14 protein-coding genes are annotated in these 17,913 nt (G+C 71.9%); 5 read left to right on the forward strand and 9 right to left on the reverse strand.

Features of this window, described 5'->3' with window-relative positions:
* Positions 1-74: 74 nt before the first annotated feature.
* A complete protein-coding gene (gene ftsY, locus L2C96_RS13320; protein ID WP_237336351.1) occupies positions 75-1,454 on the reverse strand; it encodes a signal recognition particle-docking protein FtsY in 1,380 nt (459 codons plus the stop codon).
* 106 nt (positions 1,455-1,560) lie between these two features.
* Here ftsY and L2C96_RS13325 point away from each other — a divergent pair, with 106 nt between their 5' ends.
* From L2C96_RS13325 to L2C96_RS13335, 3 genes are read left to right on the forward strand one after another with little or no spacing between them, the layout of a single operon-like run.
* A complete protein-coding gene (locus L2C96_RS13325; protein ID WP_237336352.1) occupies positions 1,561-2,739 on the forward strand; it encodes an anhydro-N-acetylmuramic acid kinase in 1,179 nt (392 codons plus the stop codon).
* A complete protein-coding gene (locus L2C96_RS13330) occupies positions 2,726-4,255 on the forward strand; it encodes a sodium:solute symporter (RefSeq protein ID WP_020418114.1) in 1,530 nt (509 codons plus the stop codon). The genes L2C96_RS13325 and L2C96_RS13330 overlap by 14 nt, the downstream gene beginning before the upstream one ends.
* Entirely contained in the window at positions 4,256-4,855 is a 600-nt protein-coding gene (locus L2C96_RS13335; RefSeq protein WP_237336353.1) for a maleylpyruvate isomerase N-terminal domain-containing protein, read from the forward strand.
* Here L2C96_RS13335 and L2C96_RS13340 read toward each other — a convergent pair.
* Together L2C96_RS13340 and L2C96_RS13345 are read right to left on the reverse strand one after the other, a co-directional pair.
* Positions 4,848-5,432: a hypothetical protein gene (locus tag L2C96_RS13340; protein ID WP_237336354.1), complete on the reverse strand. Its 585-nt coding sequence runs from the start codon at positions 5,430-5,432 to the stop codon at positions 4,848-4,850. The genes L2C96_RS13335 and L2C96_RS13340 overlap by 8 nt on opposite strands.
* 80 nt (positions 5,433-5,512) lie before the next feature.
* On the reverse strand, positions 5,513-8,011 hold the full coding sequence (locus L2C96_RS13345) for a glycoside hydrolase family 172 protein (protein ID WP_237336355.1): 2,499 nt from the start codon (positions 8,009-8,011) through the stop codon (positions 5,513-5,515).
* A 243-nt stretch (positions 8,012-8,254) separates the two neighbouring features.
* Here L2C96_RS13345 and L2C96_RS13350 point away from each other — a divergent pair, with 243 nt between their 5' ends.
* Positions 8,255-8,467 carry a hypothetical protein gene (locus tag L2C96_RS13350; protein WP_237336356.1) on the forward strand — a complete coding sequence of 71 codons (213 nt, stop codon included), beginning with the start codon at positions 8,255-8,257 and terminating at the stop codon, positions 8,465-8,467.
* Positions 8,468-8,522: 55 nt separating this feature from the next.
* Here L2C96_RS13350 and smc read toward each other — a convergent pair whose 3' ends face one another.
* Positions 8,523-12,104, reverse strand: a complete 3,582-nt coding sequence (gene smc, locus L2C96_RS13355) for a chromosome segregation protein SMC (protein WP_237336357.1) — start codon at positions 12,102-12,104, stop codon at positions 8,523-8,525.
* Positions 12,105-12,225: 121 nt separating this feature from the next.
* Entirely contained in the window at positions 12,226-12,558 is a 333-nt protein-coding gene (locus tag L2C96_RS13360) for an acylphosphatase (RefSeq protein ID WP_237336358.1), read from the reverse strand.
* Positions 12,559-12,680: 122 nt separating this feature from the next.
* On the opposite strand from L2C96_RS13360, the gene L2C96_RS13365 reads away from it, so the two are divergent.
* A complete protein-coding gene (locus L2C96_RS13365) occupies positions 12,681-13,313 on the forward strand; it encodes a hypothetical protein (RefSeq protein WP_157358542.1) in 633 nt (210 codons plus the stop codon).
* Here L2C96_RS13365 and L2C96_RS13370 read toward each other — a convergent pair.
* The 4 genes from L2C96_RS13370 to L2C96_RS13385 all read right to left on the reverse strand — a co-directional run bounded on the left by L2C96_RS13370 (position 13,272) and on the right by L2C96_RS13385 (position 17,911).
* The gene (locus tag L2C96_RS13370; RefSeq protein WP_237336359.1) at positions 13,272-13,931 is read right to left on the reverse strand and encodes a hypothetical protein; all 660 of its coding nucleotides are present in this window, start codon (positions 13,929-13,931) and stop codon (positions 13,272-13,274) included. The two genes, L2C96_RS13365 and L2C96_RS13370, sit on opposite strands and share 42 nt — an antisense overlap.
* Positions 13,932-14,083: 152 nt before the next feature.
* Positions 14,084-14,776 carry a response regulator gene (locus L2C96_RS13375; RefSeq protein ID WP_020418106.1) on the reverse strand — a complete coding sequence of 231 codons (693 nt, stop codon included), beginning with the start codon at positions 14,774-14,776 and terminating at the stop codon, positions 14,084-14,086.
* A complete protein-coding gene (locus L2C96_RS13380) occupies positions 14,773-17,319 on the reverse strand; it encodes a DUF4118 domain-containing protein (RefSeq protein WP_237336360.1) in 2,547 nt (848 codons plus the stop codon). The genes L2C96_RS13375 and L2C96_RS13380 overlap by 4 nt, the downstream gene beginning before the upstream one ends.
* A gap of 4 nt (positions 17,320-17,323) precedes the next feature.
* Positions 17,324-17,911: a potassium-transporting ATPase subunit C gene (locus L2C96_RS13385; protein ID WP_237336361.1), complete on the reverse strand. Its 588-nt coding sequence runs from the start codon at positions 17,909-17,911 to the stop codon at positions 17,324-17,326.
* Positions 17,912-17,913 lie beyond the last annotated feature (2 nt).

The following is a 17,913-nucleotide window of genomic DNA, read 5'->3' on the forward strand; positions in this document are numbered from 1 at the left end:
CCTCCCATCCTGGACTGCTCTGACCTCGCTTGTACAGCGTTCCCGATCTTCTCACCCGACCGGATGAGGCAAGATCATCCGAGCAGGGCGTCCACGAAGGCGGCCGGCTCGAAGGGCGCCAGGTCGTCCGGCCCTTCGCCCAGTCCGACGAGCTTCACGGGCACCCCGAGCTCCCGCTGGACCTGGAACACGATGCCGCCCTTGGCGGTGCCGTCGAGCTTGGTCAGCACGATCCCGGTGACGTTCACGACCTCCCGGAAAACGCGGGCCTGCATCAGCCCGTTCTGCCCGGTCGTGGCGTCCAGGACCAGCAGCACCTCGTCGACCTTGGCCTGCTTCTCGACGACCCGCTTGACCTTGCCCAGCTCGTCCATCAGGCCGGTCTTGGTGTGCAGGCGGCCCGCCGTGTCGATCAGCACCGCGTCGACGCCGGCGTCCACGCCCCGCTTGACCGCGTCGAACGCCACGGACGCCGGGTCGGCGCCCTCCTTGCCGCGCACGACCTCGGCCCCGACGCGCTCCGACCAGGTCTGCAGCTGCTCGGCCGCCGCCGCGCGGAAGGTGTCCGCGGCGCCCAGCAGGACCTCGCTGCCCTGCGCGACCAGCACCCGCGCGAGCTTGCCCGTCGTCGTGGTCTTGCCGGTGCCGTTGACGCCCGCGACCAGCACGACGGCCGGCTGCTTCGTCCCGTCCACGGTGTGCGCGAGCGCCCGCACCGAGCGGTCCCAGTCCGGGTGCAGCGCATTGGTCAGCACGGTCTTGAGCACCGTGCGCGCCTCCGCCGACGTCCGCACCGCCCGCGCGGTCAGCTCGGTCCGCAGCGTCTCCACGATCTCCGTCGTGGTGGCCGCGCCGAGGTCCGCCATCAGCAGGGTGTCCTCGACGTCCTGCCACGAGTCCTCGTCCAGGTCACCGGCGCCGAGCAGGCCGAGCAGGCTCTGCCCGAACATCGACCGGGACTTCGACAGCCGCCCGCGCAGCCGCTCGATCCGCCCGGAGACCGGCTCCGGCTCCTCGACCGCGACCGCCGCCTTCTCCGGCTCACGCGCGGCAGGCACCTCGGGGGTCGCCGGGACCTCGGGCGTCGCCGGGACCTGCGTCGGCGGCGCGGGCGCCTCGGCCTCCGGGAGGCCCACGTCGACGATGCCCCGGCGCGGCGAGTCGCGGGGCACGGAGGCGTCGTCGCCGACGCCCGGCTGCCCGTCCACCTCGGTGCGCTCACCGGCGGGGTGCTCGGGCGGTTCGGCCGTCTCCGTCTTCTGACCACCAGGCGCCAGGGCGATGCCGCCGCCGGCCTGGTAGTTCCCACCTCTCGGGGGCTTGGTCTCCCGCTCCGGCTCCGCCTCGGTCAGGCTGATCCGCCGCCTGCGGGCGAAGACCAGACCGGTGATGAGGAGGATCGCCAGCAGGACGACGACCACCAGGATGATCCAGAACCAGAGGTTTTCCGCCACGTGGCCATCCTCGCATCTGCCGGTTGACCGGGCAGGACACCCCTCGCGGACAAAAACTCACCGGATGCCTTGCGCTCCGGTCAAAAAAGGACTAGACCACTCGGTCATGCGCGTCGTCGGGCTCATCTCCGGCACGTCGGTCGACGGGATCGACGTGGCACTGGCCGAGTTGACCGCGTCCGGAGACGAGGTCGTGCTCGTCCCGCTCGGGCACTCCTCGGTCCCCTACCCCGGCGACCTGCGGCGGGAGCTGCTCGCGGCGCTCCCGCCGTCCGGCACCACCGTCGAGCAGGTCACGCGCCTGGACACCAGGGTCGGGCAGGCCTTCGCCGAAGCCGCGAGCACCCTGTCCGGCGCAGCGGACCTGGTCGCCTCCCTCGGCCAGACCGTCTTCCACTGGGTCGACGGCGGCCGCGCCCGCGGCTCCCTGCAGCTGGGGCAGCCGGCCTGGATCGCGGAACGGACCGGGCTGCCGGTGGTCGCCGACCTGCGCGTCCGGGACATCGCCGCCGGCGGGCACGGCGCTCCGCTGGCCAGCACCCTCGACGCGTTGTGGCTGCGGGACCTGGCCCCGGCCGTCGCGCTGAACATCGGTGGCATCGCGAACGTCACCGTCGTGCGGGCGGACGGCGTGCAGGCCTTCGACACCGGCCCGGGCAACGCCCTGCTCGATCTCGCCGCGCACCAGGTGACCGGCGGCGCCCAGAGCAGCGACCTGGACGGCGCCATCGCCGCCCGCGGGCGGGTTCACGAGGAACTGCTCGGCCGCCTCCTCGCCGAGCCCTTCTACGCCGCCCCGCCACCGAAGTCGACCGGCAAGGAACTGTTCCACGCCGGCTACCTGCGGGCCGCGACCGACGGGCTCGACGTCCGCGACGAGGACCTGCTCGCCACCCTCACCGAGCTGACCGCCGTCACGATCGCCCGCGCCTGCGCGGACGCGACCACCGTGATCGTCTCCGGTGGCGGCGCCGACAACCCGTCGCTGATGCGGGCGCTCGCGCGGCACCTGCCCCGCGCCCGGCTGGCGACGAGCGACGAGTTCGGCCTGCCCCGCGAGGCGAAGGAGGCGTACCTGACCGCGTTGCTCGGCTGGCTCACCTGGCACGGCGTCCCGGCGAACCTGCCGGACGCGACGGGCGCGCGCGGACCCCGGCTGCTCGGCAGCATCACCCCGGGCGCGCACCCGCTGTCGATGCCCGCTCCACATCCGGTGACCGTCACCCGTCTGCGGGTAGCGGCTCACCCGGACCAACCGATAGGAGTGCCTGATGCACCCAGTTGACCTGGCGATCATCGTGGTCTACCTGGCCGCGATGCCCGCGATCGGCGTGCTCGTGGGGCGGCGCCAGCGCTCGGCGGCGGACTACTTCATCGGCGAACGCAGCCTGCCGTGGTGGGCGGTGTGCTTCTCGATCGTCGCCACCGAGACCTCCACGCTCACCGTGATCAGCACGCCGGGCCTGATCTGGGCGGCGTCCGGCAACTACAACGGCCTGACCTACCTGCAGCTGCCGTTCGGTTACATCATCGGGCGCACGCTGGTGTCGTTCGTGCTGCTGCCGCGCTACTTCAAGGGACAGCAGACCACCGCGTACGCGTTCCTCGGCGAGCGGTTCGGCTCGGCCATGCAGGGTGTGTCGTCGGTGGCGTTCATCGTGACGCGGCTGCTGGCCGAGGGCGTGCGGTTGTTCGCGGGCGCGATCCCGATCCAGGTCATCCTCAAGCACTTCGGGCTGCACACGTCGTACTGGCAGATCGTGGTGGTGCTGACCGCGCTCACCGTGATCTACGCGCTGGTCGGCGGCATCAAGGCCGTCGTGTGGGTGGACGTGATCCAGCTGTCGGTCTACATCGGCGGCGCGATCATCGCGATGATCGTGCTGGCCGGGAAGCTGCCCGACGGGTGGACCTCGCGCGCCGCGGACGCCGGGATCTTCCGGCTGTTCGACTTCAACTTCGACTTCCTGCACCTGCTGACCAGCCAGTACGCGTTCGTCACGGCCGTGGTCGGCGGCGCGATCTTCACCATGGCCTCGCACGGCACCGACCAGCTGATCGTGCAGCGGTTCCTGGCCTGCCGCAGCGTCGCCGACGGCCGCAAGGCGCTGATCGGCAGCGGTGTCGCGGTGACGATCCAGTTCGCGTTGTTCCTGTTCGTCGGCGCGATGCTGTGGGCGCACAACGGGTTCCGCACCCTGCCCGAGCTGGGCGTGAAGGGCGACGACGTGTTCACGAACTTCATCACCAGCGAGCTGCCGGTCGGCGTCGCCGGACTGCTGATCGCCGCGATCCTCGCGTCCACGATGGGCGCGCTGGCCTCGGCGCTCAACGCGTTGTCCAACTCCACGGTCGCCGACCTCTACCAGCGGTTCACCAAGCGCCAGCCAGAGGATTCGAAGCTGCTGCGGCACGGCCGGATCTGGACCCTGGTGTGGGCGGTGGTGTTCGCGGTGTTCGGTTCGCTCTTCAGCAACCGGAACAACCCGGTGATCGAGCAGGGCCTGTCGATCACCGGCTACACCTACGGCGCGATGCTGGGCGCGTTCTTCCTCGGCATGTGGGTCAAGCGGGCGCGACAGCTGGACGCGATCATCGCGTTCGTGGTGACGGTCGCGGTGATGGCGGTCGTGGTGCTCGCGGTGAAGATCCCGCCCGCGCCCGGAGCGAAGCCGGTCGTGCTGGCGTTCCCGTGGTATACGCTGCTCGGCGTACTGATCACGCTCGTCGTGGGCGGCGCGCTGTCCCTGCGGCACCGCACTCCGGACACCACGGCCGCGAAGGAACCGGAGCCGGTCTAGATGGATGCGAACGCCCTGCTGTCCACCGCGCAGGAGTGCGCGGAGTTCCTGTCGGGGCAACTGCACCGCGACTGGTCTGCGGCGGTCCCGGAGATGGACATGACGGTCGCGCAGGTCGTCGCCCACATCGCCGACTGCGTGCACTGGTACTCCTACGACCTCGCCGCGGGGCCGGTCGAGTTGTCGACCATGGAATCTAAGGTGCGGCCGGAGTCCGAGCCGGCCGAGCTGGTGGTCACGCTGGGCACGACGGCGAAGGTGCTGGCCGCGGTGGTCGCGACCAGCTCGCCCGACGCCCGCGGCTGGCACCCGTGGGGCATCGCCGACGCGTCCGGTTTCGCGGCCATGGCGTGCGACGAGCTGCTGGTGCACACCGCCGACGCGGCGCGAGGACTGGGCGTGGAGTTCTCGCCGACGCCCCGCCTGGCGGCCGCCGCGCTGTACCGGCTGTTCCCGTGGACGCCGATGGACACCGACCCGTGGCCCACCTTGTTGTGGGCCAACGGGCGGGCGTCCCTGCCGGGCCACCCGAGGCTGACGAAGTGGCGCTGGCACTGCGCACCACTGTCCGAATGGGACGGTTCAGCGCCGATCAGCTAGCGCCGATCCAGCGGTCGGTGCGGCTGATCCAGCTGTTGACGCGGTACCCGCGCACGATCGCGTGCACCCAGACCAGCGCGGCGAGCACCACGCCGGCGAGGAGGAAGACCCTGCCGGCGCCCGCGGACGCCGGGTAGCGCTGCACCACGAAGACGACGCACAGCAGCGGCGGCGGCAGGAGGAAGGCGAGCAAGGCGGCGAAGAAGCCGATCCGCGAGTCGGTCGAGGGCAAGCGCGGCAGGTGGTCCCGCTTGCCCGCGCGCTCCGCCCGCAGGAAGGCCTCCCAGCCGAGAACCCCGTCGCCGAGCCGCGCGACCAGCCGCGGCCGCAACTCCCGGTCCACGTACGCGGCGATGCGGAACACCGCCATGAGGTGGTCGCAATAGCGCGACCACAGCACGCACGAGAACACGGCCAGGACGGCGAGCGCCCCGTCGATGCGGGTGGAAGCGGTGATCCCGATCCCCATCCCGACGAGGTTGAGCCCGAAGATCGCGCTGGCGTTGGTCTGGTGGAAGAGGCTCTCGGCACGCAGGCTGTCGTACTCGGCCTTGTCGATGTCGGTGGCGTCGCTCATCCGCCCACCCCCTCGCCGGGGAGCCTACGGCGGTTGAACGGCGATCAGGTCACGCGTGATCACCCAGCACGGTCACGGGTTCAGTCCTGCGCGGGCTGGGTCGGCGCGCCCTGTGAGAAGACCGTGTAGCGCGACGCCGACCAGGCTGGCGCGCCGGCGACCGGCTCCAGCCGCACCTGCACCGACGTCTGCCCGGCCGTCGCTGAGGCCGGGATGTCGAAACTGTCTTCCAGCCACCGCGAATGCGTGTTGCCCAGCGGCTGGTACCACTCGCCGACGAGCCGGTCGTTCACGAACACCCGCGCGTGCTGGAACGCCTGGGCCTGGTCGGAAACCCGGTGCAACCGCAAGCCGCCATTGGCCTGGTCCACCCGGGCGGTGAACGTCACCGGCTGGGTGGTGGCCGTCGTCGTCCCAGTGACCGGCGTGCGGTCCCGCTTGCCCTCGAACGTCGACGTCAGCGACTCGCGCGTCTCGCCCGGTGCGGAATACCCGTGCTGCGACCGGCTCGCGTCGTCGCCGACCTCGACCACGTCGCTCTGGCTCATCGACGGCGTGCTCTGCCCGTACCAGTACGCGGTCGAGCTGTAGTCGGCAGGCATCGACGACCGGTCGCCGTGCTCGATGTCGAACTCGATGCCGTTGCCGAAGGGCACCCCGTCGCCGATCATCAGCCGGTAGGCGTTGAGGCACACGTACTGGCAGCCGTCGCTCGCGTCCTCCCGGCTGACCAGCCCCGCCTGCGGCATCGCGTACGGCACGCCTTCCACCCCGCCGTCGCGGCCGTCCTGGAAGTACCAGCCGGACTCGTAGAAGTCCTCGGACCCGGTGCCGTGGATCGCCGGGCTGGCCGAGCCGTTCGGGTACATCCGCTCGTCGCCTTCGAGGTAGTTCAGCTGGTTCTGCCCCGGCGGGATGCCGCCGCGCATGCTGGAGGTGACCCCGTAGAACACGCCCCGCCCCTGCGCGGTGAGGAAGTTCCAGTCCTTACCGGACACCGTTTCGGCCCGGTGGTGCGTCGCGTGGAAGTAGCCGAGGGTGCCGTCCCGCAGGCCCGCGGTCACGCCCGAGTCCGGCGCGGAAGTCACCTCCAGGCTGCCCCCGGTGACCGGCACGCCCGAGCTGTTCACCAGCTCCGCCACCGCGCTGCGGGCGTAGGGCATCGGCCACCACGCCGTGAACGCGCCGTTCTCCGTGGTGTCGATGGCGTGCAGCAGCGTCCGCGACGCGTACTTGCCGAGCCCGGAGCCGAAGAACTCGCCGACCGGGGCGTCGACCGTGGTCTGCCCGTCGAAGGTCAGCCGCAGCCGCAGGCCCTCCAGCACCGCCTCGGACGCCGTCGCCTGCCCGGGGTCGGCCGGGTAGCGGAAGCGCCGCAGGCCGGCCCACCGCTCACCGTCCACCCGGTACCCGTGCACGGCTTCCTCGTTGGGGTGGTTGTGGCCGAGGTCGAGCACGTCGGTGCGCACCCACTGCCCGCCGACCTTGCTGTGCACCTCGTAGCGGAACTCGTTGACGTCCTCGGCGGAGGAGACGAACCTGGTCGCGACCTGCACCTGTGACCGGCCGCGGGTCAGGTCCGCCGGCACCTCGACGACCTGGTCCAGCCAGCCGCCGCCGGCGCGGGCCGGGCCACTGTAGAACTGGCCGGCCGGACGCCCGCCGACCAGCAGGTCCGCGCGTTGTTCGCCGATGCCGGCGTCGACGCGGCGGGTGATCCGCACGCCGTCGTTGTCCGGCGCCACGGTCGCGGTGAACGAGCTGCCGCCCTGGCCGTACGCGCGGCCGTCGTCGGACATCCCGGGGGCCGCGATGACCTGCGGCAGCCGGAGGTTGAGCTGCGTGATGCGCCGCGCGCCGGACGGGAGCGGGATCGAGAGGGCGGACCCGGCCGGGACGTCGACCGCGGCCGACTGGACCCGCGCACCGGGCGCCGCCGGTTTCGGGTCGCGCACGCCGAACCCGCGCAGCCGCTGGATGACGTCCGTGGCCTTGTCCGCCGGGTTGAACGTGCGCACCCCCGCCGCGTCGGCGAACTGGCGGTAGGTGACGTGGTAGAAGTGCGGGTTGTTCTCGGTGGTGATCCGCATGGAGGTCGTGTACGGCATGGGCACCTTGATCGCCGCGCCGCCCATGGTGTCGGCCGAGTTCCCCACCAGCGGCCACACGAACGGCGCGCCCTTCGCGCCGTTCACGATGTCCTGCAACGAACCCTGCAGCACGACCTTGCCGTCCAGCTCGATCTTGATCCGCCCGATCGCGGCGACCGACGTCGACTCGTAGGTGAACCAGATCGAGGACACCTCGCCGGGCCCGCGCGCGTCGGCGAGCAGGCAGTCCCCGTTGGCCTCCTCGCGCAGGCACGAGTAGGTGCCCACGAAGCCGTCGTCGTTGTTGCCCGCGCGGTCGAAACTGGAGAACTGCTTGACCTGCTCGCCGGGCCGCATCCGGGCGAGCCCGTCGATCGATCGGTAGACGTCCCAGCCCACGGGTCCCTTGTCGCTCACTCCGGGAGCCGGCGCCGCACCGGCGGGAACACCGACCACGAGCGCGAGAACCAGCCCGAGCACGACGATCACGGAGCGGCTTTTGGGCGCGACAAAGGAACTTTCGGGCACAGTGGGGACCCCCAGCCTGGACGGACCGCCGCGCCGCAGCGCGAGTAAACGATTTCTGAACTTAGCGCCTGGTGGCGTCAGTGTGTCTAGCGCCACATGGGTGGTTACGGATCAGACACTGAGGGTTATTGCCGGGCAGGAGTGATCGAAACGGACACTTTCGAGGGATCCGGTGGTCAGAGCTGATCGTTGAACAATTCTCTTGTGGATTCGCTCACAGATCTGCACGGGCACCGCTTCCGCCGCCGTCGACCCGCCGGCCAACGGCTGGGAGCCGGCGGGAACGGCACCTGCGTGGCGCACCGGGCGTCCGAGGGCGGCAAGTACAACCTTCCCGAAGGAACGAAGATCACGGTCTTCTTCCTGGGTGGCCCGCAGGAGATCTTCACGTCCCGCAACTTCGTGAACGACCACTGAGCGGCGCCCGTCTCCCGCCCGCCGGGCGGGAGACACTTCACGCAGCCGGGAGGTCTTACGCCTCCTGGCGCAGGCGCTGGCTGATCACCTTCGTGATGCCGTCGCCCTGCATGCTGACGCCGTAGAGGGCGTCGGCGATCTCCATGGTCGGCTTCTGGTGCGTGATGATGATCAGCTGCGAGGACTCGCGCAGCTGCTCGAGCAGGCCGATCAGCCGCCGCATGTTCGTGTCGTCCAGCGCGGCCTCGACCTCGTCCATCACGTAGAACGGCGAGGGGCGCGCGCGGAAGATCGCGACCAGCATCGCGACCGCGACCAGCGACTTCTCGCCACCGGACAGCAGCGACAGGCGCTTGACCTTCTTACCCGGCGGGCGGGCCTCGACGTCCACACCGGTGGCGAGCATGTCGTCCGGCTCGGTCAGCACCATCCGGCCGTCGCCGCCGGGGAAGAGCACCGAGAACACCGTCTCGAACTCGCGGGCGACGTCGTGGTAGGCGGACGTGAAGACCTCGAGGATCTTGTCGTCCACCTCCTTGATGACCGTGAGCAGGTCCTTGCGCGTCGCCTTCAGGTCTTCCAGCTGGGTGGACAGGAACTTGTACCGCTCCTCCAGCGCGGCGAACTCCTCCAGCGCCAGCGGGTTGACCTTGCCCAGCGTCGCGAGGTCCCGTTCGGCCCGCTTCGCGCGCCGCTCCTGGGTACTGCGGTCGTACGGGATCGACGGCGGGGCGCTCACCTGCTCGCCGTTCGCCTTGGCCTCCTCGTACTCGGCCATCTCCTGCGCGCTCGGGGGCACCGGCACGTCCGGGCCGTACTCGGCGACAAGGTCCTCCAGGCCGATGCCGAAGTCCTCGGCGATCTTCGTTTCCAGCTGCTCCAGGCGCAGGCGCTGCTCGGCGCGCAGCACCTCGTCCCGGTGCACCGCGTCGGTCAGCTTCTCCAGCTCGTGGGTCAGCTCGCGAACCTTGTTGCGCACCTGGGTGAGCGCGGCCTCGCGCTGCTGGCGCACGGCCTGCGCCTCGTCGCGCTCGGCGGCGGCCCGCTGCACCGACAGCTCGATCCGCTCCAGTGCCAGCTCACCCGCGTCGACCACGGCGGCCGCGATCTCCGCGCCACGCGCCCGCGCCGCCCGCGCCTTCTCGGCCCGCTCCCGCGCCGCGCGCTCCGCGTGTGCGGCCCGGCGCAGCGAGTCCGCCCGGCCGGCGATGCTGCGGGCCCGCTCCTCGGAGGTCCGCAGCGCCAGCCGCGACTCGACCTCCTCCTGGCGCACCGCCGCCAGCCGCTCCGCGGCCTCGTCGCGGGCGCTGGTGTCCGGGTCCTCGTCCACCGGCTGTTCCGCGACCGCGGCCAGCCGCTCCTCCAGCTCCGCCAGGCTGGCCAGCGCCTGCTCGCGGCTGGCCTCGACCTTCGCCCGCTGGTCCCGCAGCCGCGTCACCTCGGCTTCGGCGGACCGCGCGGCCTGCTGCAACCGGTTCAGCCGCTCCGACGACCTGGCCTTGCGGACCTTCGCCTCGGACAGCGCTTCCTTCGCCTGGGCCACCTCTTCGCGCCGGGCCTGCTGCTCGGCGTGAGCGCCCTCCAGCTCGGCGGCCGTCTGCTCCAGGCGGCGTTCCGCGGCCATCAGCCGGTCGCGCGCCTCGTCGACCGCGGCCTGCACCTCGATGACGCTCTCGCTGCGGCCGGAGCCGCCGACGGCCCAGTGCGAACCGAACACGTCGCCCTCGGCGGTCACGGCGCTGACCTCCGGGTGCGCCGCGACCAGCTGCCGCGCCGCCTCCAGCGTGTCCACCACGGCGATCCGGTCCAGCGCGCGCTCCACCGCGGGACGCAGCGGCTCCGGCGCGGTGACCACCTCACGGGCCCACCGCGCGCCGTCCGGCAGCGACGGCCACGCCGAGGTGTCCACTGTGTACGGTGCACCGCCGAGCAGCACCCCGGCGCGGCCGGATTCGTTGTCCTTCAAGAACTTCAGCGCCGCGATCGCCTCGTCGCCGCCCTGCACCGCGACCGCGTCCGCGACCGGGCCGAGCGCCGCGGCGAGCGCGACCTCGTAACCGGTCTCGACCGACAGCAGCGCGGCGACCGACCCGAGCAGCCCGGGCAGCTGGTCGCTCGCGCCGAGCAGCTCACCCGCGCCGTCCTTGCGCCGCAGCCCCATCGACAGCGCGTCCACCCGCGCCTTCTCCGACGCGATCTCGCGCTCGGCCTGCCGCTCGGCCTTGACCAGCTCCTCGACGCGAGCCTTGGCGGCCTGGTTCGCCTGGACCGCGCGGTCGTGCCGGTCCTGCAGGTCGGCGTCGTCGGACTCCTCGACCCCGCCCTCGGCGCGGGCCTCCTCCAGCTCCTCGACCGCCAGCTCGGCACGCGCCGCGGCCTCGTCGATCGCCGCGGTGAGGCGGTCGATCTCGTCGGAGGTCGCGCTGTTCTTGCTGCGCAGCGCCTCGACCTGGCCGGTGAGCTTCGCCAGGCCCTCGCGGCGGTCGGCGATCGCGCGCACCGCGGCCATGTGGGCCTTCTCCGCGGCCTGGACCTCGTGCTCCAGCTCCTCACGGCGCAGCACGGCCTCGGCGAGCGTCTCGCGCGCGATCATGACCGCTTCGTTCAGCTCGGCCTCGCGCTCGGCGACCTGCTCGGCCTCGGCCAGCAGCTCCTCCGGGTCGCGGCCGCCCGTCGAGGTCTCGACGTCGGCGGACAGGTGCCGCTGCCGCTCCACCGCCAGCCGCACGGTGCCGCGCAGCCGCTCGCCGAGGGCGGACAGCTTGAACCAGGTGTCCTGGGCGGCGTTGAGGCGCGGCGCGTCCTCCGCGACCATCGCTTCCAGCTGGGCCTCTTCGGCTCCGGCGAGTTCGAGCGCCTGCTCCACCTCGGCGCGGCGGGCGCGGGCGGCGTTCTCGTCCGCCTCCTCGCGCGCGATCGCCTCGCGCTGCGTGACCAGGTCGTCGGCCAGCAGGCGCAGCCGCGAGTCCCGCAGCTCGGCCTGCACGGCCTGCGCCTTGCGGGCGATCTCGGCCTGCTTGCCCAGCGGCTTGAGCTGGCGGCGCAGCTCGGCGGTCAGGTCGTTGAGGCGGTCCAGGTTCGCCTGCATCGCGGTGAGCTTGCGCAGCGCCTTTTCCTTGCGCTTGCGGTGCTTGAGCACACCCGCGGCCTCCTCGATGAAGGCGCGGCGCTCCTCCGGCTTCGACTCCAGGATCTGCGCCAGCTGCCCCTGGCCGACGATGACGTGCATCTCGCGGCCGATACCGGAGTCCGACAGCAGCTCCTGGATGTCCAGCAGGCGGCACGAGCTGCCGTTGATCTCGTACTCGCTGGCGCCGTCGCGGAACATCCGGCGCGTGATCGAGACCTCGCTGTACTCGATCGGCAGTGCGCCGTCGGCGTTGTCGATGGTCAGCGTGACCTCGGCGCGGCCGAGCGGGGCGCGGCCCGAGGTGCCGGCGAAGATGACGTCCTCCATCTTGCCGCCGCGCAGGTCCTTCGCGCCCTGCGTGCCCATCACCCAGCGCAGCGCGTCGAGCACGTTCGACTTCCCCGACCCGTTCGGGCCGACGACGCAGGTGATGCCCGGTTCGAACCGCAAGGTGGTAGCCGAGGCGAAGGACTTGAAGCCCTTCAGCGTCAAGCTCTTGAGATGCACGTGGCGGGACCCTTCAACGCCTGGGTGATCCACGGAGTCTATCGGGGGCCGGTGAACGTCCCGGTCATGCCCGTGGGCGTGTTGTCCCCGCGAGCCCCACTGTGCTCACGCGCCCCACGCGTCACTCCTCGACGAAACCGTCCAGCCCGCCCTGCGCAGGCGACCAGTGCTCGACGACTTGATCCACACGACCGGGTGATGATGTTGAGCGAAGGGTGTCAAGTAGCTGCTGACAGTTGTCCCGACTACCCTCCGCCAATACCCGAACACGCCCGTCGTCGAGGTTGCGCGCACTGCCGACCAGGCCGAGCTCCAGCGCCCTGCACCTGGTCCACCAGCGGAAACCCACTCCCTGAACCCGTCCGCCGACCCACGCCGTGAGCCGGACGGCGTCCTTTTCACCCGTCACGTCCCCTATCCTGCCGGAAGCTTTGGGACTGCGGAGGGTGATCATGCCGGTGCTCCTGGACAGATCGGTACTCACTCCCAGTGCTAATCTCCCCGGCAGGCGCCACCATTCGGGCTCACCCGTCCGGATGTGCTCAAGCCGGTTCCCCGCCAGTCAAGGAGCGTCACATGGCCCACGTGGGTCGTCGGACCGAGGTGTCCCCGCCACGCGACTCCGCCTCGCGCAGCCAGCGCAGCGGCTACGTGCTGCTCGCGGTCAGCGGCGTCGTGCTCGCCACCGCGTTCGGCGGACTGGCCACGATCATCGCGCCGGGCGACTCGCCCAAAGTCGCGGTGCCCGGCGGCACCAACTCGACCTCGGGGGCGCAGCTCATCCCCGGCGACGCGGCGCCCGGCCAGACGCCGGTGACCGTCGACGGCGTGGCGATCCCCGCGGGCACCCGCACGGCCGTGGTGACGACCAACCCGGACGGGACGCAGGTCGTGACGCTGGTGCCGGCCGAGGGCTCCGGCGAGGCGCCGATCGTGCTGCCGCCCGGCACGCCGCTGCCGCCCGGCACCGTCATCCCGCCCGGCACCACGCTCCCGCCGGGCACCACGACCACTCCCCCGCGCAGCGACACCACCGCGACGCGCACCACGCCGAAGCCGCCGTCGAGCACCCCGTCGACCAGCAGCAGCACCCCGACCACCGAGCCGACCACCTCGACCGGCGAGAGCACCACGCCGCCGAGCAGCACGACCGACGAGAGCTCGACGTCAAGCGGCAGTGGTAGCCCGAGCCCGAGCGGGCAGGACTGATCGCCGCCGGCTGACCAGCCGCGTCACCAGCGCGATCACCGACAGCAGCGGCATCGGAAAGCCCAGCACCAGGCCGATCGCGGCGTCGGCGAGCGGCGCGCACACCGCGGCGACGAACACCCACACCGGACCGGTCTGCGGTTTCGCCGCGCCGGCCCAGGGCGTGCGCTTCCACGGTTTCGCCACGGACAGCCAGGCCTGGAACGCGATCGCGCTCACCATGAGCACCGTGCCCGCGATGAGCCCCCACGGCGCGGGCGACGGATCCCCCGCCAGTGCCGCCTGTTCGGCGTCGGCCAGTGCCGGGGACAGCACGATGATGGCGACGTTGAACTGGACCACGGTGATCGTGAACTTGCCGAACACCCACCAGTGCCGGAAGAAGCCCCACGGCGTCGCGGCCGCGAGCAGGAACCCGGTGAACGCGGACGCGTTGGCCAACGGGGCGAGCAGGTGCAGGTCGATGGCGTGGGCCATGGACATCGCGCTCGCCCGGCGGCCGGGATCCCCGCCCGAGCCGATCAGCATGAGCGTGAACAACGTGAGGGCCTCGGCCATCCAGCCGACGGAGGTGATGATGTGCAACCAGACGGCCGCGTGCCGCCAACTCTTGAGCATGCCTCCGAGGCTGCCGCCCGGAGCGCGCGGGCACATCGGGCGCCGCCCGGATCTCTGCCCTGGTACGGAAGTCGCCGGATGTTGACAGGGCGGATCCCCCGGAGGCGACCGCTCCCCGCGGCGGGGTAGCCGCTCCCGCCGGAGCCGGGGGCTCAGGCTTCGAAGCGGTACCCCATCCCGGGCTCCGTGATCAGGTGCCTCGGCCGGGACGGCTCCCGCTCCAGCTTTCGCCGCAGCTGCGCCAGGTAGACCCGCAGGTAGTGGGACTCGTTCTCATAACCGGGGCCCCACACCTCCCGCAGCAGCTGCTTCTGCGCCACCAACCGGCCCCGGTTGCGCACCAGCAGCTCCAGCACCCCCCACTCGGTCTTGGTCAGGTGCACCTCGACCCCGTCGCGGTGCACCTTCTTCGCCAGCAGGTCCAGCGTGAACGACTCGGTCTCGATCAGCGCCTCGCCCTCTGCCGACGGCACCGCCGAGCGCCGCATGGCCGCGCGCAGCCGGGCGAGCAGTTCGTCCATTCCGAACGGCTTCGTCACGTAGTCATCCGCGCCCAGGTCGAGCGCCTTGACCTTGTCGGGCGACTCACCCCGCGCGGACAACACGATGATCGGCACCGTGGTCCACCCGCGCAGCCCGGTGATCACGTCCGTCCCGTCGATGTCCGGCAACCCCAGGTCCAGCACCACGACATCGGGCTTCGTCTCGGCCACCGCCCGCAGCGCCGCCGCCCCGTCGTGCGCGGTCACCACCTTGTACCCGCGCGCGGTCAGGTTGATCCGCAGCGCGCGCACGATCTGCGGCTCGTCGTCGACCACCAGTACCGTGCCGGTCTGCTCGGTCACGGAGCCACCTCCTTCAGCACCACCGGCACCACGTCGGGAGCCTGGCACGCCTTGAGCGCCACCACCACCGTGAGCCCGCCACCAGGCGTGTCCTCCGCCCGGATCACGCCACCCATGGCCTCGGTGAATCCTTTCGCGACGGACAACCCGAGCCCGACCCCGGGCGTAGCGTCCCGGTCCCCGAGCCTTTGGAACGGGGCGAACGCCGCCTCCGCTGTCCCCTTCTTCAACCCGCGCCCGTGGTCCACGATCCGCAGCTCGACCCACTCCGCGTACGCCGAACCCCGCACCGCCACCGGACCGCCGCCGTGCCGCAACGCGTTGTCCAGCACGTTCGCGATCACCCGCTCCAGCAGCCCCGGATCGGCCATCACCGCGGGCAGCCGCTCGTCCACCTCGACCGCGACCGACTCCGAACCGTCCACATTCGACAACGCGTGCGCCACCACCTCGTCGTAGCCCACCGGCCGCAGGTGCGTCCGCACCGCCCCGGCCGCCAGCCGCGACGAGTCGAGCAGGTTGTTCACCAGCCGGGCGAGCCGGTCGGTCGACTCCTCCGCCGCCTCCAGCAGCTCCTCGGTGTCCTCCGGCGACAGGTCGATGTCCTGCGCCCGCAGGCTGCCGATCGCGGCCTTGATCGAGGTCAACGGCGTGCGCAGGTCGTGGCCCAGCGCGGACAGCAACGCCGTGCGCAGCTGGGTCGCCTCGGCCTGGCGCTCGGCTTCCGCCTGCGCCGCCGCCATCCGCTGCTGCCGCAACGCGAGCAGCGCCTGCCCGGCCGCCGCCTCCAGCGCCCGCCGGTCCGCCGCGGGCAACGCCCGGCCCCGCAACGTCAGGTGCACGTCCGCGGTGACCGGGATGTCCACATCGGCCTCGTCCGGCTTGCCACACGGGTTGACGCCGGCGTGCTCGACCGCCTGCCACTTCCCGCCGCGCTTTTCCAGCAGCACCACGCATTCCATGCCGAAGTTCTCGCGCACCTTCTCCAGCAGCCGCGGCAACGGCTCGGCGTTCGTCAGCACCGTGCGCGCGTACGACGCCAGCAACGCGGCCTCCGTGCGCGCCTGCGCGGCCTGGGTCGCCCGCCGCGCCGCCCGGTCCACGACCAGCGCGACCAGCACCCCGACCAGGACCATCGCGACCAGGGTGATCACGTTGCTCTGCGCGTGCACGGTCAGTGTGTAGAGCGGTTCGGTGAAGAAGAAGTTCAGCAGCCCGGCCGACAGCAGCGCCGCCACCAGCGCCGGCCCCAGCCCGCCGACGAGCGCGACCACCACCGTGGCGAGGAAGTAGTCGACCACGTCGGTGGAGAAGTCCAGCTCCCGGCGCAGCAGCACCCCGGTCAGCGTGGCCAGGGCGGGCGCGAGGAACGCCAGCACCCAGCCGGCCAGCAGCCGCGACGGCGCCAGCGGGCTGCGCCTGCCCAGCCACGACCGCAGCCGCCCGCCCGCCTCGTCGTGGGTGACCATGTGCACGTCGATCTGCCCGGACCGCTGCACCACCGACGCGCCGATGCCCTCGTCGAACAGCCGCGCGACCCGCGACCGCCGGGACGTGCCCAGCACGAGCTGCGTCGCGTTGACGCCGCGCGCGAAGTCCAGCAGCGCGGTCGGCACGTCGTCGCCGACGACGGTGTGGAACGTCCCGCCCAGCTGGTCGGTGAGCTTGCGGTAGCGGCCGGTCTCGACGTGCCCGAGCGCGGACAGCCCGTCGCCGCGCAGGACGTGCAGCACCAGCAGCTCCGCCCCGGCCCTGGTGGCGATGCGGCTGCCGCGCCGGATCAGCGTCTCGCTCTCCCGGCCGCCGGTGATCGCGACGACCACCCGCTCCCGCGTCTCCCACGTGTCGGTGATCCGCTGCTCGGCGCGGTAGCGCTGCAACGCCACGTCCACCTGGTCGGCCACCCACAGCAGCGCCAGCTCGCGCAGTGCGGTGAGGTTGCCGGTGCGGAAGTAGTTGCCCAGCGCGGCGTCGATCCGCTCCGCCGGGTAGACGTTGCCGTGCGCGAGCCGCCGCCGCAGCGCCTCTGGCGTGATGTCGACCAGCTCCACCTGCTCGGCCCGGCGCACGACGTCGTCGGGCACGGTCTCCTGCTGCGCGACGCCGGTGATGCGCTCGACGACGTCGCTCAGGCTCTCCAGGTGCTGCACGTTCACCGTCGACAGCACGTCGATCCCGGCGGCGAGCAGCTCCTCGATGTCCTGCCAGCGCTTCTCGTTGCGCGAGCCGGGCACGTTGGTGTGCGCCAGCTCGTCCACAATGGCCACCTCGGGGGCGCGGGCGAGCACCGCGTCCACGTCCAGCTCCTCGAAGTCGCGGCCGCGGTAGGTCATCCGCCGCCGCGGCACCGTCTCGATGCCTTCCAGCAGCGCCGCGGTCTTCGCCCGGCCGTGGGTCTCCACCAGCCCGGCGACGACGTCCGTGCCGCGGTCGAGGCGGCGCCGCGCCTCGCCCAGCATGGCGTAGGTCTTGCCGACGCCGGGCGCCGCGCCGAGGTAGATGCGCAGCTCTCCCCGGCGCGGCGGTTCCTTCTCCACGTCCACGCTCTCAGTGTGCTCCTGCCAGCTGGACGGCGAGGTTGAGTTCGAGCACGTTCACCCCGGGGATGCCGATGCCGTGACCGGTCGTGTTCGCCTCGACCAGCTGCCGGACCCGGTCCTCGGTCAGCCCCGTGTTGCGCGCCACCCGCGGCACCTGCAGGTCGGCGTAGGCGACGCTGATGGCCGGGTCGAGGCCCGACGCCGAGGCCGTGACCGCGTCGGCGGGCACCGCGTCCGGCGAGACGCCCTCGCGCTGCGCGATCGCCGCCTTGCGCTCCTCGACGGCCGCGACCAGGTCGGAGTTGAACCCGCCCTTGTTCGAGCCGCCGGACACCGCCGGGTCGCCGGTCGCCGAGGGCCGGGTGTGGAAGTACGGGTCGTGCGCGGGGTCGGCCGGGACCGGGTCGATGCCGATCAGCGACGAGCCCACGACCTGCCCGTTCGCCGTCACCAGCGACCCCTCGGCGTTGTCGTGCAGCCCCGGGATCCGGGACACCGCCCACACGCCGAGCGGGTAGACCACCCCGAGCAGCACCGTGAACACCAGCAGCACCCGCAGGCCGGCGCCGGTCTGCTTCACCAGATTCTTGATCATGA

Source organism: Amycolatopsis tucumanensis, assembly GCF_021654135.1.
Taxonomy (GTDB): Bacteria; Actinomycetota; Actinomycetes; order Mycobacteriales; family Pseudonocardiaceae; genus Amycolatopsis_E; species Amycolatopsis_E tucumanensis.

What these genes read in the sequence shown, in the direction of transcription:
- L2C96_RS13325 (WP_237336352.1), top strand. Translation starts at nt 1,561, where the DNA reads ATGCGCGTCGTCGGGCTCATCTCCGGCACGTCGGTCGACGGGATCGAC.
- L2C96_RS13330 (WP_020418114.1), top strand. Translation starts at nt 2,726, where the DNA reads ATGCACCCAGTTGACCTGGCGATCATCGTGGTCTACCTGGCCGCGATG.
- L2C96_RS13335 (WP_237336353.1), top strand. Translation starts at nt 4,256, where the DNA reads ATGGATGCGAACGCCCTGCTGTCCACCGCGCAGGAGTGCGCGGAGTTC.
- L2C96_RS13340 (WP_237336354.1), bottom strand. Translation starts at nt 5,432, where the DNA reads ATGAGCGACGCCACCGACATCGACAAGGCCGAGTACGACAGCCTGCGT.
- L2C96_RS13360 (WP_237336358.1), bottom strand. Translation starts at nt 12,558, where the DNA reads ATGATCACCCTCCGCAGTCCCAAAGCTTCCGGCAGGATAGGGGACGTG.
- L2C96_RS13365 (WP_157358542.1), top strand. Translation starts at nt 12,681, where the DNA reads ATGGCCCACGTGGGTCGTCGGACCGAGGTGTCCCCGCCACGCGACTCC.
- L2C96_RS13370 (WP_237336359.1), bottom strand. Translation starts at nt 13,931, where the DNA reads ATGCTCAAGAGTTGGCGGCACGCGGCCGTCTGGTTGCACATCATCACC.
- L2C96_RS13385 (WP_237336361.1), bottom strand. Translation starts at nt 17,911, where the DNA reads ATGATCAAGAATCTGGTGAAGCAGACCGGCGCCGGCCTGCGGGTGCTG.